This window comes from Citrobacter sp. SX206 (assembly GCF_024181025.1).
Classification (GTDB): Bacteria; Pseudomonadota; Gammaproteobacteria; order Enterobacterales; family Enterobacteriaceae; genus Citrobacter; species Citrobacter youngae.
In genome coordinates, this window is sequence record NZ_CP049738.1 from 3,017,247 (window position 1) to 3,033,642 (window position 16,396).

At 52.3% G+C, this 16,396-nt stretch carries 11 protein-coding genes; 1 reads left to right on the top strand and 10 read right to left on the bottom strand.

Features of this window, described 5'->3' with window-relative positions; translation table 11 throughout:
* The first annotated feature begins 39 nt into the window (after positions 1-39).
* Positions 40-780 (top strand): pyruvate formate lyase 1-activating protein, encoded by a 741-nt coding sequence (gene pflA / locus G8S19_RS14780; protein ID WP_003035751.1) that lies wholly within the window; start codon positions 40-42, stop codon positions 778-780.
* A 43-nt stretch (positions 781-823) separates the two neighbouring features.
* Here the strand turns inward: pflA and G8S19_RS14785 are convergent, their stop codons facing one another.
* The 10 genes from G8S19_RS14785 to lrp form a co-directional block, all read right to left on the bottom strand.
* Complete coding sequence (locus G8S19_RS14785) at positions 824-2,245, bottom strand: amino acid permease (RefSeq protein WP_124021524.1); 1,422 nt, start codon at positions 2,243-2,245, stop codon at positions 824-826.
* 216 nt (positions 2,246-2,461) lie between these two features.
* Complete coding sequence (locus G8S19_RS14790) at positions 2,462-3,610, bottom strand: MFS transporter (protein WP_005123568.1); 1,149 nt, start codon at positions 3,608-3,610, stop codon at positions 2,462-2,464.
* A gap of 331 nt (positions 3,611-3,941) precedes the next feature.
* Positions 3,942-4,805: a dimethyl sulfoxide reductase anchor subunit family protein gene (locus G8S19_RS14795; protein WP_048212144.1), complete on the bottom strand. Its 864-nt coding sequence runs from the start codon at positions 4,803-4,805 to the stop codon at positions 3,942-3,944.
* A 1-nt stretch (position 4,806) separates the two neighbouring features.
* On the bottom strand, positions 4,807-5,424 hold the full coding sequence (locus tag G8S19_RS14800) for a DMSO/selenate family reductase complex B subunit (protein ID WP_005123570.1): 618 nt from the start codon (positions 5,422-5,424) through the stop codon (positions 4,807-4,809).
* Positions 5,425-5,434: 10 nt separating this feature from the next.
* Positions 5,435-7,879 (bottom strand): dimethylsulfoxide reductase subunit A, encoded by a 2,445-nt coding sequence (gene dmsA, locus G8S19_RS14805; protein ID WP_121584417.1) that lies wholly within the window; start codon positions 7,877-7,879, stop codon positions 5,435-5,437.
* Positions 7,880-8,115: 236 nt separating this feature from the next.
* Positions 8,116-9,408 (bottom strand): serine--tRNA ligase, encoded by a 1,293-nt coding sequence (serS, locus tag G8S19_RS14810; RefSeq protein WP_003836908.1) that lies wholly within the window; start codon positions 9,406-9,408, stop codon positions 8,116-8,118.
* Positions 9,409-9,500: 92 nt separating this feature from the next.
* A complete protein-coding gene (gene rarA / locus G8S19_RS14815) occupies positions 9,501-10,844 on the bottom strand; it encodes a replication-associated recombination protein RarA (protein WP_048212145.1) in 1,344 nt (447 codons plus the stop codon).
* A gap of 10 nt (positions 10,845-10,854) precedes the next feature.
* Entirely contained in the window at positions 10,855-11,466 is a 612-nt protein-coding gene (lolA, locus tag G8S19_RS14820) for an outer membrane lipoprotein chaperone LolA (protein ID WP_003831898.1), read from the bottom strand.
* Between the two features lie 111 nt (positions 11,467-11,577).
* Entirely contained in the window at positions 11,578-15,618 is a 4,041-nt protein-coding gene (ftsK, locus tag G8S19_RS14825) for a DNA translocase FtsK (RefSeq protein ID WP_253685454.1), read from the bottom strand.
* A 134-nt stretch (positions 15,619-15,752) separates the two neighbouring features.
* Positions 15,753-16,247 carry a leucine-responsive transcriptional regulator Lrp gene (gene lrp, locus G8S19_RS14830; protein WP_002439523.1) on the bottom strand — a complete coding sequence of 165 codons (495 nt, stop codon included), beginning with the start codon at positions 16,245-16,247 and terminating at the stop codon, positions 15,753-15,755.
* Positions 16,248-16,396 lie beyond the last annotated feature (149 nt).

Consider the following 16,396-nt stretch of genomic DNA (forward strand, 5'->3'; position numbering starts at 1 on the left):
CACTGGCCCCGGATGGGCCACACCTGGAGAAACACCGCAATGTCAGTTATTGGTCGCATTCACTCCTTTGAATCCTGTGGCACTGTAGATGGCCCGGGCATCCGTTTTATTACCTTCTTCCAGGGCTGCCTGATGCGCTGCCTGTACTGCCACAACCGTGACACATGGGATACGCACGGCGGTAAAGAAGTCACCGTCGATGAATTAATGAAAGAAGTCGTGACCTATCGTCACTTTATGAACGCATCCGGTGGTGGCGTAACGGCATCCGGCGGAGAGGCCATTCTCCAGGCTGAATTCGTCCGTGACTGGTTCCGTGCCTGTAAAAAAGAAGGGATTCATACCTGTCTTGATACTAACGGTTTTGTTCGCCGTTACGATCCAGTGATTGATGAACTGCTGGAAGTCACCGACCTGGTGATGCTCGATCTGAAACAGATGAACGACGAGATCCACCAGAACCTGGTCGGCGTATCTAACCATCGTACGCTGGAGTTCGCTCGTTACCTGTCTAACAAAGACATCAAAGTGTGGATCCGCTACGTTGTCGTGCCTGGCTGGTCCGATGATGATGATTCAGCACACCGTTTGGGCGAGTTTACCCGTGATATGGGCAATGTCGAAAAAATTGAACTGCTGCCATACCACGAACTTGGCAAACACAAATGGGTGGCAATGGGTGAAGAGTACAAACTCGACGGCGTGAAGCCGCCGAAAAAAGAGACCATGGAGCGCGTGAAAGGTATCCTTGAGCAGTATGGTCACAAAGTGATGTACTAAGCTTTGTGGTGGGTAACGAGCCTGTTACCCACCACATTTCCCCTTAACGCCCTCTTCTTGCCAGCAGCGGGAAAATCAATCCCAGCCCAACCAGCACAAACGGCGTCACAATGTTCAACGTGAGCTGGAATGTCCACTCTGGAGTAAAGGCTTCCATTTTCGGAAAGATCCCCGTGATGCAAGCAAACGCAGTAAACGCAAAACACCAAATTCCCACCGTCATCGCCAGAGAGCGGTTACGAATGAAGACATATTCCGGTTTATATTTCTGCGCCAAACGAATAACGGCAATAAATGCCACAAACACCCACAGATAGCGCAGAGGCATCACCACTGAATTCAAATTCAGTAGCCATTTATACAAATTGTTCATGTCTCCGATACCCAGCGTTGGCAACATAATCAAAATGGCCACCAGCACCAGTGTCAGAATATAGCCATTCACCGGTGTACCAGAGGCATTGGTTTTACACAGGCTTTCAGGGATATATTTGCGATCAGCATCGCCCAGTAAAACTTTAAGCGGAGCATCAATAGAAAACACCAAAGCCGCAATTTGACCTAACGTGTTGGCAACTGCATAAATAACCATCAATGTGTTACCCATGCCGTAATACTCCCCGAGTTTCTGGAAAGCGTAATACTGGCCATTAGTCATTAAGTCATCAGGAATATGCTGAGAGTCAAACATCATCCCCATTGCCAGAGAACCCAGGATCGCGCACACCGCCACCATAACCGCCAGAACTAACATCCCTTTCGGGAACTCTTTGCCAGGGTTACGCGTCTGGTTAACGTATGGAGAGATTTTCTCCGCGCCACCGACCGCAAAGACCAGCATCGAGATCGTTGTGATATAGGTAAAATCGATGTGCGGGATAAAAGATTCCCAGGTGATATTGGTTGTGGCGATTTGCACATCAGTAATCGCCGGGGCGGTGACGGCCATTACGACATACAGAATGGACATCACAAACATCGCGATCCCCGCAACCGATCCAACGATTTTAAGCGATTTCATGCCACGGGATGCAACCCACATGAAAAAGACAAACAGCGCTAACGTCAGCCCCTGCAACGCCACCACGGTATACTCTTTAATCAGCGAACCATCGCCTTTCAGAGCCCATCCCAGCGCAATCAGAATAGCCTGTGGCTTTTGCGCCAGATAAGGGATATGCACCACCCAATAGGTCCACGCTGCGAGATAAGCCAGTCCCGGTCCCATTGTGTGTTTAATCCATGTACTAACCCCACCCTTACCGTCTTTAAACGTGGAGCCAAGTTGTCCGACAATCAGTGCATAAGGGATAAAATAGAGGGCGAAAATAAATATCCATGAAGAAACAACCACCAATCCCTGATTAGCATAGTTGTTTACAACGTTGCCGAATCCCCATACGGTAATAAAAGACATCAATGCGATGTTGTACCACCGCAATTGTTTTTCCTGCACACTTGCCATTGGCGATCCTTCGTAGACGCTATTTTTGATAATCAATAAATGAAGCGAGGGATTATGCGCGGTAAAATGGCCAAGCGGAAACGGCAGAATGTAAAACTATAATCTTCTGCACATTTTATTTTCAGGAAAGAATAGCGATGATTAAATAAAACAGGCTCCCATAAAGTATACATAAACAACATGTATGGGAACCTGTTTTTATCCTGTTAAATCAAATCAGATATGCGCCACAGAATTCGGTGTATGCCCTGTCTTACGCAGCAGCATCAGTAAATAAATAAACGATACGCTGGCAATCATGATAAACAGTAAACTGTCAGAATAATTTTGCATCAGCATGGCGGTAAATGACGGCCCAAGCAGGCTACCCACGGTATAGCTTAATAACAATGCCTGGTTCATAGCGACCAACTGATGATGTTCTACTTTCTCGCAGGCCCAGGCCATCGCAACCGGATAAAGGGTGAAACCTGCCGCGCCCAGCATAAACAATGCAGGTGCCATTGCCGCCTGATTCAGCATAGCGATACTCCCGACGATCACCACAAAGACCTGAACGCGCAAAACCAGCAAGCGACCTAACTTATCGGCCAGACGACCAATTGGCCATTGTCCCAGAATACCTGCACTGACCAGTACCGCCATCCAGAAACCAATGCTGGCATTGCTGACACCCTGATGGTTGAGGTACAGCGGCATCAGGCCATACAGCGACCCCAGCACAATCCCGGAAATAATGCAGCCATTCACGCCCAGACGCGCCTGGCGAAGCTTCAGCATAGAGACAATGGGGGTTGACTGTTGTTCATCACCCTGCTGATTCACAATGCGGGTAAAGAGCAACGGTAATACTCCGGCAAGGATAGTGCCGGTCACCCACGGCAGAACATTCATTAATTCTGTCGAGACTTTACTGACCAATAATTGTCCTAAAAACGTCCCTACGTAATAGACCATCATATAGGCGGCAAGTAAGCGTCCACGGTTACGCGACGTCCCGCTGCACATCAACGCACTTTCCACCACCACCCAGATCATGGCACAACCGATACCCGCAATAAAACGCCAGGTCATCCAGCTCCAAAAACCTACCATGACGCCCAGTCCGACACAGCCCGCAGCAAAAATAAGCGAGGCTATGTAATAGCTGCGGTTAAAACCGAGGTGTTTAATTAAGTACCCGGTCAGTAACGTCCCAACCAGATTTCCGGTGAAATAGGACGAACTGACCACTCCTACCTGCCAGGTTGGCAGATTTTCATGGGCGAGCCAAAGCGGGACGAGCGTGTTTAACACGGCGATCGCCAGGGTCAACAGAAGCAGCCCGCACAGCAATAGCATAACGGGACGGGTATAGGTGGACATGAATAAAAACCGTGAGGAAGTTCAAATTTCATGCGCATCATGCCACTGCAAAAAACATTGTCAATCGGCGCAATCAGGGGCCTGAGGCGCTTTCAGGGGGATCGATTCGTATTACTGATTCTTAATGCGGATTGATAAAAAATGGGAAAATACATCTATTTGTTTTAATTGATCTAAAACAAAATTGCCCCGCTACGTTCAGTCGAAAAAATTCATGGATAATAGGCATCTTTTATTTGTGGGATGACCATATTAACGCCTTATCCGACCTACACGTTCAGTACTGTAATGTGTAGGCCGGACAAGCGCGATGCCATTCGGCATTTTCAGGTTAGCTGGCGACCGCCATGCCGACCGTCATATGCAGACCATAGAACACGCCGCGGCCAATCAGCTCACCGACTAACAGCAGAATAAACGCGACGGAAAGCAGCGGTATTGCCGGCTGGTAACCTTTCACCTGCGGAACAATCCAGCAGCACAACGCTAAAGCCAGTGCCACAATCCGCCATGCCATCAGCGAACCGTAATCGGGCACCAGCGCAGATGCCTGCTGAATTGAGCTGTGGATTGTCGCCAGCTCGGCGCCCTGCATCACGGACATGATGCCGCTCACAACCAGAGCAAGCACTGAAATAGCAGGCAGCAGTCGCATCGCCCAGCCGTCAATTCCGGCAACGCGTAATAGCAGATATCCCAGCAGCGGACCTCCCATGAACAACGTCAGGAAGAACCCAACCGGCGTCCAGACACTATACCAGGTAGGCACCGTATCAATAGTGTTATATACGCGCACCATCATCCAGACAAAAACTACGCCCAGCACCATGGTGAGAACTAACCACAGATTGCGTAATGCTGGTGACATTTTTTTCAACACCGCCAGTAACCAGCCAATACCACCAACGGCAAAGAAGATCGAGCCGCTGGCGATTTCGTTACTTAGCGCGGAAGAACCGACACGGTTGAGGGAGTTAAACGCCCGCATCGGTGAGCCCAGATGAAGCATGGAAGCAATAAAACCGATGCCCATCAATACCCACAGGCCAAACATGCAGGCAATCACACGCTGTTGTGAATCAGGGCGTAAGTCCCCTTTCATCAGCGCCAGCGCCAGAACGATAAAGCCACCCACAACACACTGCCCGAAAACAGTGAAGATCATCAGCGGCCATTCATGCCATCCACTTCCCATCTTACACCTCCTTCGGATTAGCCAGATAACCCGTGGTATCCCCGGTCGGGCGGCTATTGGCATTTGGTTTGATGACGATACTCGGTTTGGTAAAGTGCGCGCCAGGGAGCGGCGCAACCGCGGCCAGGGTGCCGTGTTTTTTACGCAGTTCCTCTATCGGGCCGAAGTCCAGCGCACGCAACGGGCAGGATTCGACACAGATGGGTTTCTTACCCTCAGCAACGCGTTCATGACAGCCATCGCACTTGGTCATGTGTCCTTTGGCGGCATTGTATTGCGGCGCGCCATACGGGCAGGCCATGTGGCAATAGCGACAGCCAATGCACACGTCTTCATCCACGACCACAAAACCATCTTCACGTTTGTGCATCGCGCCGCTTGGACACACCTTGGTACAGGCCGGGTCTTCACAGTGGTTGCACGCAATGGAGAGGTAGTAGGCGAAAACGTTCTGGTGCCAGACACCGTTATCTTCCTGCCAGTCACCGCCAGCGTATTCGTAAATACGGCGGAAACTGACGTCAGGCGTTAAATTTTTGAAGTCTTTGCAGGCCAGTTCGCAAGTTTTGCAACCGGTGCAACGGCTGGAATCAATAAAAAATCCATACTGGGTTGTCATCGGTTACTCCTTACACCTTTTCAACCTGAACAAGGTTCGTATGTGATGGGTTCCCCTTAGCGAGAGGAGAAGGTCGCTGGGTCGTCAGCACGTTAATACAACCGCCCTGATCCACACGTTTCACATCCGGGTCATACCAGGCGCCCTCACCCAGCGCTACAACGCCAGGCATCATACGTGGGGTAACTTTAGCCTCAATATGCACTTCGCCACGGTCGTTAAAGATACGTACCTTGTCACCGTTGTTAATACCACGTCGTTGTGCATCCATCGGGTTAATCCACATTTCCTGGCGACAGGACGCTTTCAGAACGTCAACGTTGCCATAGGTCGAGTGGACGCGAGATTTATAATGGAAGCCCGTTAATTGCAGAGGGAATTTTTCCACCAGTGGATCGTTTAAGCTTTCAAAGCCCGGTGTATAAATCGGTAATGGATCGATCACATCGCCTTCCGGCAGTTCCCAGGTTGCAGCGATTTCTGCCAGCGCTTGAGAATAAATTTCAATCTTACCTGACGGCGTGGTAAGCGGATTGGCTTTGGGGTCCTCACGAAATGCTTTATACGCCACGTGATGTCCTTCAGGATCACGCTGCTTAAAGATGCCCTGCTTACGGAACTCTTCAAATGTCGGCAGTTCCGGTATAGCCTTGCGCGACTGTTCATACAGATGACGCATCCACTCTTCCTGAGTACGGCCTTCCGTGAACTGTTGCTCGACGCCAAGGCGTTTCGCCAGCTCGCTGGTCATTTGGTAGATAGTCTTGCATTCAAAGCGTGGTTTGATCGCCTGATCGGTGAAAATCACGTAGGACATATTCCCGCAAGATGCATCCAGCGCGAAGTCCATCTGCTCAGAGGCCGTGCAGTCCGGCAGCAGAATATCGGCATATTTCGCCGAGGAGGTCATATGGCAATCGATAACGACGATCATTTCACACTTCTTATCATCCTGCAGGATTTCATGCGTGCGGTTGATATCAGAGTGCTGGTTAATCAGGCAGTTACCGGCATAGTTCCAGATCATCTTAATCGGAACATCGAGCTTATCCTTACCACGAACACCGTCGCGCAGCGCCGTCATTTCCGGACCACGCTCAATCGCATCCGTCCACATAAACATTGAGATACTGGTTTCGACGGGGTTTTCCAGCGTTGGCATACGCTCAAACGGTAAATCGTATGATCCCTCACGTGCACCGCTGTTGCCGCCGTTAATACCAACGTTGCCGGTCAGAATGGCCAACATCGAAATGGCACGGGTCGCAATCTCACCGTTGGCGTGACGCTGCGGCCCCCAACCCTGGCTAATGTAGGCGGGTTTCGCGCTACCAATTTCACGCGCCAACTTAACAATTCGTTCAGCAGGAATACCGGTTATCTGCGCAGCCCATTCCGGGGTCTTCGCGATACCGTCTTTACCCTGACCGAGAATATACGCCTTATAATGACCATTCTTCGGCGCGCCCGCCGGGAGGGTTTTTTCGTCATAGCCCACGCAGTACTTATCGAGGAACGGTTGATCAACCATATTCTCGCTGATCAATACATAGGCAATACCGTTAACCAGCGCTGCATCTGTACCCGGTCGAATGGGAATCCATTCATCTTCGCGTCCCGCACCGGTATCCGTGTAGCGGGGATCGATTATGATCATGCGGGCATTAGATTTCTGCCGCGCCTGTTCAAGGTAGTAGGTCACCCCACCACCGCTCATACGAGTTTCGCCTGGGTTATTACCAAACAGGACAACGAGCTTACTGTTTTCAATGTCAGACGGGCTGTTACCGTCAGCCCATCCGCCATAGGTATAGTTCAGTCCTGCCGCGATTTGCGCAGAAGAATAATCCCCATAGTGGTTCAGGTAACCGCCGCAACAGTTCATTAAACGTGCCACCAGCGTTTTACCCGGCGGCCATGAGCGCGTCATCGTGCCGCCCAGCGTGCCGGTACCGTAGTTCAGATAGATAGACTCGTTACCGTAGTCTTTAATCAGACGCTGCATATTGCTGGCGATGATATCGTAGGCTTCATCCCAACTGATGCGCTCAAATTTACCTTCGCCGCGTTTGCCGACACGCTTCATTGGGTATTTCAGACGATCGGGATTATAGACGCGACGGCGCATAGAGCGCCCACGCAGACAGGCGCGTACCTGGTGCAGACCGTCATAGTTGTCATCACCGGTGTTGTCGGTTTCGACATACTTTATTTCACCGTCTACCACATGCATACGCAGCGGACAGCGGCTACCACAGTTCACCGTACACGCGCTCCAGATCACTTTCTCATTAATCTGTGTTGGATTGAGGGCTTCTGCGGCATTTGCGATACGGGTAAATGGCAGGGTAAACGCGCTACTGGCCACCGCCAGTCCGCCTATCGCCGTCGTTTTCACCAGACCGCGGCGACTAACCTCAGCTGCCAGTACGGCATCGGGGATCTTAGTTTTCATAGTGGCTCACTCTGCTGCTCACAATAAACAAAAAGGGAATGTTCGTTGTATAGTCGTTTATATATCGATACTATCGTTATACAGACCGTTATATATCGAATTTATGCAAAGACAGAGATAAATACTGACTTTCATTCGAAGGCAGTATTACCACTAATGGAGTAAGGGTTATTGTCCGGCATCAAACGGGCGTAAAAAAAGCGCCCTGAGGCGCTTTTTTAGCAAGGAAAAATGACTTAACCGATGAATTCCAGGCCATTCATGTACGGACGTAATACTTCCGGTACCTGAATACGGCCATCAGCTTGCTGGTAGTTTTCCATAACGGCAACCAGCGTACGTCCCACTGCCAGACCAGAGCCGTTCAGTGTATGCACTAAACGTGTTTTCTTGTCAGATTTGCTACGACAACGCGCCTGCATGCGACGAGCCTGGAAATCCCACACATTGGAGCAGGAGGAAATTTCACGATAGGTATTCTGTGCAGGGATCCACACTTCCAGATCGTAGGTTTTGCATGCGCCGAAGCCCATGTCGCCTGTGCACAGGATGATCTTGCGATACGGCAGCCCCAGCAGTTGCAGGACCTTCTCAGCATGGCCGGTCATCTCTTCCAGCGCGTCCATCGAATCTTCCGGACGAACAATCTGCACCATCTCGACTTTATCGAACTGGTGCATACGGATCAGACCACGAGTGTCACGACCGTAAGAACCCGCTTCGGAACGGAAGCACGGCGTATGCGCAGTCATTTTGATCGGCAGCGCATCTTCGTCGATGATTTCGTCGCGTACCAGGTTGGTCAGCGGCACTTCCGCCGTTGGGATCAGCGCATAGTTGCTGCTGTCAGCTTCTTCATCCAGCGGACGCGTATGGAACAAGTCACCAGCAAATTTCGGCAGTTGGCCAGTGCCGTACAGCGTGTCATGGTTAACCAGATACGGGACGTAGTTTTCGCTGTAACCATGCTGCTCAGTGTGCAGATCCAGCATAAACTGAGACAGCGCACGGTGCATACGCGCGATCTGCCCTTTCATGACAACAAAACGAGAGCCGGTCAGTTTAACCGCAGCGGCGAAATCAAGACCCGTGTGCATTTCACCCAAGGTAACGTGATCGCGCACTTCGAAATCGAACTCGCGCGGTGTACCCCAGCGGCTGACTTCAACGTTGTCATTTTCATCTTTACCCACCGGAACTTCGTCCGCTGGCAGGTTAGGAATGGTCAGCGCAATATCGCGGATCTCGGCCTGTAAGGTATCAAGTTCAGCTTTCGCGGCATCCAGCTCTTCGCCCAGTTTGTTCACTTCCAGACGTAAAGACTCGATATCTTCCCCGCGCGCTTTTGCCTGGCCGATGGATTTCGATCGAGAGTTACGCTCTGCCTGCAGGTTTTCAGTTTGTACCTGCAGAACTTTACGACGCTCTTCAAGAGCGCGCAGCTTATCTACATCCAGCTTAAAGCCCCGGCTTGCCAGTTTTTCTGCGACTGCGTCTGGCTCATTACGCAGCAGATTGGGATCGAGCATGCTTATCCTGTGCTTATCGAATTAAAATAGGAGAAAGTGACCACAGCCTGCGGTCACAGGGATACATCGACAACATTACCGCAACGATAACACTAACGGTAGCGTTTTATAGGGCTATTTTGATCCTGTCCGGCGAGCCAGGCGAGCTTTTCGCCAATCTTGCCTTCAAGACCTCTGTTTGTCGGGTGATAATAGCGCGTTTGTGCCATTTCCTGCGGGAAGTACTCTTCTCCGGCAGCATAGGCATTTGGCTCATCATGAGCGTAACGATATTCCTGACCGTAGCCCATCTCTTTCATCAGCTTCGTCGGCGCATTACGCAGGTGGACAGGCACGTCGTAATCCGGACGTTCCCGGGCATCAGCCAGCGCGGCTTTAAAGGCGGTGTAAACCGCATTACTCTTCGGCGCACAGGCCAGATAAACAATCGCCTGAGCAATCGCGCGTTCACCTTCCGCTGGCCCCACGCGGGTAAAGCAATCCCATGCGGAAATCGCCACCTGCATGGCGCGAGGATCGGCATTGCCTACATCTTCAGAGGCAATCGCCAGACAACGACGGGCAACGTACAGCGGATCGCCGCCAGCGGTGATGATACGCGCATACCAATAAAGCGCCGCATCCGGAGCGCTTCCGCGAACTGACTTGTGTAATGCGGAGATGAGATCGTAAAAACGATCGCCTTTATTATCGAAACGCGCGCTGCGTTCACCAGCAATTTCAGTGAGCAACTCTGCTTTCAATACGCGCTTGCCGGAATCATCAACTTCGGCCATATCGGCCATCATTTCCAGCGTATTCAGCGCCCGACGCGCATCACCATTAACCAGTTCGGCAATCGCCCGACGCGTCTCCGGCGGCAGTACGATATCCTGGCCGCCGTAACCCCGCGCTTTGTCTGACATCGCCTGGTCCAGCACCTGTTCAATATCGTCGGTGGTTAATGATTTCAGTAAGTAAACGCGTGCGCGTGACAGCAGCGCCGAGTTCAGCTCAAACGAGGGGTTTTCAGTGGTCGCGCCAATAAACGTGATGGTACCGTCTTCAATATGCGGTAAAAACGCATCCTGTTGGCTTTTATTAAAACGGTGAACTTCGTCCACAAACAGGATCGTACGCCGGCCAGCGTTACGGTTCTGACGCGCACGCTCAATCGCTTCACGAATTTCTTTTACACCAGACGTAACCGCCGAAATACGTTCAACATCGGCGTTGGCGTAACGGGCAATCACTTCGGCAAGCGTGGTTTTGCCCGTCCCCGGCGGCCCCCATAAAATCATGGAGTGCAGGTGCCCGGCCTCAATAGCACGTGGCAAAGGTTTGCCCGCAGCCAGCAGATGCTGCTGGCCGATATACTGCGCTAAATTTTCTGGCCGCATACGCGCGGCCAGTGGCTGAAAAGTATTATCAGAAAAGTCGAGCGACAGATTGCTCACTCACACGCCTCTACTTACGTTGATCGTCAACCGTTACACCTTGCGGCGGGGTAAAGGTGAATTTGGAAGGTTCGATCGCACCATTCTGCTGAGATTTCAGCTGATAGCTGCTGCGCTGATCGTCTTGTTCAACGGCGCTAAACTGGTGGATCGTCCCGTCACGCCCAACATTGATCGTAAACTGCTTCAGGTTACCGCTGCTGGTTTTAGGTGTCAGCACGAAATCATCGCCGTTTTGCTTAATGTTGTACTGCTGCCAGTCGCTGGCCTGGTTACGCGCGATCAGCATGAACGGCGTATTGCCCGTGGCGTCTTTCAGCCAGGTCGCCGTCGCCTGTTCAACAAACGGGTTAAAGAACCACAGCGTTTTCCCATCGGAAACCAGGATGCTTTCGTCAGGCTGTGTCATATGCCAGTTAAACAGATTCGGACGTTTAACCCATAAATCACCCTGGCCTTCCTGCACCGCTGCGCCGCTACCATCCGTTACCTTCTGGGTAAAACTGGCGTGGAAGCTGCTGACTTTATCCAGACGGCTTTTCAGGTCGCTAGCGGCGTCAGCCCAAACGCTGCTCACCACAAAGCTCGACAGTAATGCACAGGTGATTGCGATTCTTTTCATCGTTATTCCTCAAAATACGTCACTCCCAACGGGGAGCTCCTTCTGCTATCCATTTCAGGCCAAAAATCAGCATGAGGAAAGTAGAAAATACTGAATTACTTAACTTTGCAATCAATCAAAGGGCGGTGGAGCCAGCACTTCACGATTGCCATTATGTCCCTGCTCACTGACAATTCCCTGCGCTTCCATCTGTTCAATGATGCGCGCCGCACGGTTATAGCCAATGCGGAACTGGCGCTGGACGCCTGAGATGGAGGCTTTGCGCTTCTGGGTAACAAAATTCACCGCCTGATCGAACAGCGGATCCAGCTCTTCCCCACCGTCAAAACCACCACCACCACCTTCACTCTCGGTGTCTGAGGTGATGCCTTCCACGTACTGTGGACGACCACGCGCTTTCCAGTCCTGCACGACCGCGTGAACTTCCTCATCGCGCACAAAAGCACCATGTACACGCACTGGAATCGTTGAGTTTGGCGCAGAATAGAGCATATCACCCATGCCTAGCAGGGATTCAGCCCCCCCCTGATCAAGAATGGTACGAGAGTCAATCTTACTCGACACAGTAAACGCTATACGCGTCGGGATATTTGCTTTGATAAGCCCAGTGATAACGTCAACCGACGGACGCTGGGTTGCCAGCACCAGGTGGATACCTGCCGCACGCGCTTTTTGCGCCAGACGGGCAATCAGTTCTTCCACTTTTTTACCGACAGTCATCATCAGGTCAGCAAATTCATCGACCAGAACCACAATATACGGCTCTTTTTTCAGCACCGGATGGGTGACATCCATGCTATCGCCTGGTTTCCAGTACGGATCCGGGATTGGACGTCCCATACGATCTGCTTCCGCAATCTTCTCGTTGTAGCCCGCAAGGTTACGCACTCCCAGCGCTGACATCAGCTTATAGCGGCGTTCCATTTCATTAACGCTCCAGCGCAAGGCATTGGCTGCGTCTTTCATATCCGTAACGACTTCAGTCAGCAGATGCGGGATACCTTCATAAACCGACAGCTCGAGCATTTTCGGGTCGATCATGATAAAGCGAACATCTTCCGGCTGCGCCTTGTAGAGCATGCTGAGGATCATGGCGTTGACCCCAACAGATTTACCCGACCCCGTGGTACCTGCCACCAACAGATGCGGCATCTTGGCCAAATCGGCAGTCACAGGTTCACCAGCAATGTCCTTGCCGAGAACGACAGTAAGCGGTGACGGATTATCACGGAATTTCGCGTTATCCAGTACTTCACGCAGATAGACGGTCTGGCGTTTTTTGTTCGGTAACTCCAGTCCGACATACGGTTTACCTGGAATAACCTCCACTACACGAACTGCTGCGGTTGATAGCGAGCGCGCCAGATCTCGGGAAAGGTTAGAAATACGCGCAGCTTTAACACCCGGTGCCAGATTTAGCTCAAAACGGGTAATCACCGGTCCGGGCGAGTAGTTCACCACATCGGCTTTAATACGGAAATCAGCCAGACGCGCTTCCACCAGACGCGCCATTTGCTCCAGCGCGAATGTATCTATTGGCTCAACTTCCGCCGGTGGTGGGGTGAGCAGATCCAGCGATGGCAGCAGTGTCGTCGGACGCTGTACAGGGCGGCTGTCGCCATTACGCATCAATAACGGATGGATCAGGCTTTCCTGCGGCGGCGGTGTGACAGGCTGTGGCGGCTGCTGATAGTGCTGCTGCGGTGCAACAGGCTGCGGCGGCTGCTGATAATGCTGCTGCGGTGCGACAGGCTGCGGCGGCTGCTGATAATGCTGCTGCGGTGCAACAGGCTGCGGCGGCTGCTGATAATGCTGCTGCGGTGCAACAGGCTGCGGCGGCTGCTGATAATGCTGCTGCGGTGCAACAGGCTGCGGTGGCTGCTGATAATGCTGCTGCGGTGCGACAGGCTGTTGATACTGTGGTGCAGGTTCCGGCATCACGCTGGGGGTAAACAGCGGCTCATGCGGCCCCTCATCCACTAACGCTTTCATCGGTGAGAATTCAAAATCATCAAGCGAGAATGGATTCGCCCCGGCAGGCTGTGCGCCGGAATAACGTTGCTGTTGGGAAGAAGCGAACTGACGCGCCAGTTCCGCTTCTGCGGCTGAATCTTCGTCATCAGTGTGATTGGTATCATCCTGATACTCTTCGCCATAGCGGTGCTGCTGCGACTGGGCAAACTGACGCGCCAGCTCATCCTGCTGCATTGCATCAATTTCATCGTCACTGTATTGCGCGTCCGAATCAAGCTGCTCTTCGCGCGCTTTCTCTTCCGCCATACGTTGTGACGGCAACTTAATGCCATATGAAGCCAACTCACGGCGTGTCGGGACACGCACACGATTAGGGCGCGGCAGTTGAGGGCCAATTCCCTCTTTCACCTGCGGACGCGGCGCACCGCCACCCGCAAGGCTAAAGACAGGCGCTGCGGCAGCGGCTCCCGCTCCCAAAGCGGCACTTTTTACACCTGCGGCCAGCGGCGCAACGGCAGCAACAGACTCAACGGGAGGTGTGGATGCTGTTGGCATAGACGGTGCAGCGGGTTTCACCCGCTCAGGCTCTTGCACGGATTCTGGAATCGGCTGATACCAGGCAGCTAGCTGCTCACGCTCACGCGCGCGTTTTTCTTCCACTTCTTCAAAATAGTAGAGCGGTGGACGTGCTGGCTTCACCTCTTCAACGACAGGCTCAGGCTCGGCGACCGACGGCTGTTCCACCACGGGCTGCTGATGAACCACGGGTTGTTGCTGCACGGTGTCTTGCTGATAGACAGGCTGCGGTTCAAGCGGCGTACTCTGCTGGTAAACCGGTTCTGGTTGCCAGGCGGGCTCCACCACTGGCTCAGGTGCTTGCCACGGCATTGCCGGTTGCGGCATCGTCGGCTGTTCATAGCCAGCTTCGGCAACTGGCGGTACAGAATATGGCATCTGCGGTTCAACCGGGGCAGGTTGCTGCCAGGGTTCATAAGGCTGAACCGGCGGCTGCGCGTACTGAACGGGCTGTGGGTAACCTTCCGGCGCTGGCGCGATAACCGCTTCACCGGTTTGCGGAGCCGGTGCGGATTGCCATGCCACAGCAGGAGTGGGTTGCTCTAAAACGGTTCCCGGTACTGACGCAGGTTGCAACAGCGGGTCGACTGGCGCACTCCAGGCCTGAGTTGTCGCAGTGGCAGTGGCGGCCGCCGCCGCGGTGACCGGCTCAGTCACTGAATGGCCGTTTAATAGCGGGTCGAATTCATCGTATTCAGGCAATGTGGCACGATTGCCTGAGAACAACACATCGTCAGGATCGGCTACAACGCCACGCGCGCTGTATTCAATTTCGTCTTCATCATCCATGCGCTTGCCGGAGAACAGCGCGGCATCAGTGTGACGCCCAAGTGGATTGGTGAACTTCTCTGCCAGCCGTTTACGGCGCGCTAACGCTCCGCGCAGAATACGTGCCCGTCGAGATTCATGTGGGGTGCCATCAACGGTGTCGACCGACTCTTCATCATCTTCATATTCTTCGTCATCGACCCAGGTATCATCGCGACGAGTACGATTGCTGGCAAATGTCAGAATATTCAGTAACCAGCCACCCAGTTTTTCGGCAATGCTCACCCATGACCAGCCAGTAAACAGCGTTAAACCCGCGGCCCAGATACATAACAGCGCAAGCGTACCGCCACTGCTGTGCAGCAGGGGTTGCAGCGTAGTACTGAGCAGGCTGCCAATAACGCCGCCAGAGGCAAAATACCAGATGTCATCGGCATTGATTGCGGCAAGCCCGCAAGAGGTGAGGATCAGCGCCAGAACGCCAATAATACGCAGCGATACGGCGAAGTAATCGACGTATTCGTCGCTGGCCTGATGTCGCCAGGCAAACCAGCAGCCACCGACGATTATCACGGGGATAGTGTAAGCCATGACACCAAAAATGAAGAACAGCGTATCCGCCAGCCATGCTCCGGGTATTCCGCCCAGATTATGGATAGGCTCGTGCCATGCGGTTTGCGACCAACTGGGGTCCGAAGGGTTAAAGCTGAGTAATGCTGCCATCAACCAGACGGCAAAAAGGGCAATAAGAATCAGCAACGCTTCCAGAAGTCGGCGCCCGCTGCTTAACTTCGTCAATGTGACGTCTTTGTCTTCAGTGTATTCCTGGCTCAAAAACGGCTCTCCAGGTTTCAGGCTTTTCCTGCCCGATGCTAAAACGGACAACAGCACCGGGTTACCCCGGCACTGTTGCTGTATGGATTAACAGGAGTGTAATCAAACTGCGTCGATTTTGCACCTGTTCCGTGTTAGCGCGTCTTAATTACCAGACGATTGCTCTGTTTGACTTCTTCCATTACCACGTAAGTACGTGTGTCATTCACGCCAGGCAGACGCAGCAGGGTTTCCCCCAGCAGCTTACGGTATGCCGACATATCCGGTACGCGTGTTTTCAGCAGATAGTCGAAATCACCGGAAACCAAATGACACTCTTGAATTTCTTCAAGTTTTTGTACTGCAGAGTTAAATTGCTCAAACACATCCGGGGCGCCACGATTCAGAGTAATCTCAACAAAAACCAGAAGTGATGCATCCAGATAATGCGGGTTCAACAGCGCTGTATAGCCCTGAATAAAACCCTGTCTTTCCAACCGACGCACACGCTCAAGGCAGGGCGTTGGAGAAAGTCCCACTCGTTTTGAAAGCTCGACGTTAGAAATACGCCCATCCTTTTGCAGCTCATTAAGAATGTTACGATCGATACGGTCGAGATCTTTGCCAGGGCGCTTCTTACTATCTACCATTATTATTGTCTCTCTGTATTCCTTCCCTACTCCTGCCTGACTCTATTAACATCACTGTTCAGAGTCGCTACCCATCACAATAAACCGCAACCCAGAGGGATTTACGGTGCGCAATGCCTGGGTTTATGGTGAGAAGACCGTTGCCTGTC

What these genes read in the sequence shown, in the direction of transcription:
- G8S19_RS14800 (WP_005123570.1), bottom strand. Translation starts at nt 5,424, where the DNA reads ATGACAACCCAGTATGGATTTTTTATTGATTCCAGCCGTTGCACCGGT.
- serS (WP_003836908.1), bottom strand. Translation starts at nt 9,408, where the DNA reads ATGCTCGATCCCAATCTGCTGCGTAATGAGCCAGACGCAGTCGCAGAA.
- dmsA (WP_121584417.1), bottom strand. Translation starts at nt 7,879, where the DNA reads ATGAAAACTAAGATCCCCGATGCCGTACTGGCAGCTGAGGTTAGTCGC.
- lrp (WP_002439523.1), bottom strand. Translation starts at nt 16,247, where the DNA reads ATGGTAGATAGTAAGAAGCGCCCTGGCAAAGATCTCGACCGTATCGAT.
- pflA (WP_003035751.1), top strand. Translation starts at nt 40, where the DNA reads ATGTCAGTTATTGGTCGCATTCACTCCTTTGAATCCTGTGGCACTGTA.
- G8S19_RS14795 (WP_048212144.1), bottom strand. Translation starts at nt 4,805, where the DNA reads ATGGGAAGTGGATGGCATGAATGGCCGCTGATGATCTTCACTGTTTTC.
- lolA (WP_003831898.1), bottom strand. Translation starts at nt 11,466, where the DNA reads ATGAAAAGAATCGCAATCACCTGTGCATTACTGTCGAGCTTTGTGGTG.
- G8S19_RS14790 (WP_005123568.1), bottom strand. Translation starts at nt 3,610, where the DNA reads ATGTCCACCTATACCCGTCCCGTTATGCTATTGCTGTGCGGGCTGCTT.
- G8S19_RS14785 (WP_124021524.1), bottom strand. Translation starts at nt 2,245, where the DNA reads ATGGCAAGTGTGCAGGAAAAACAATTGCGGTGGTACAACATCGCATTG.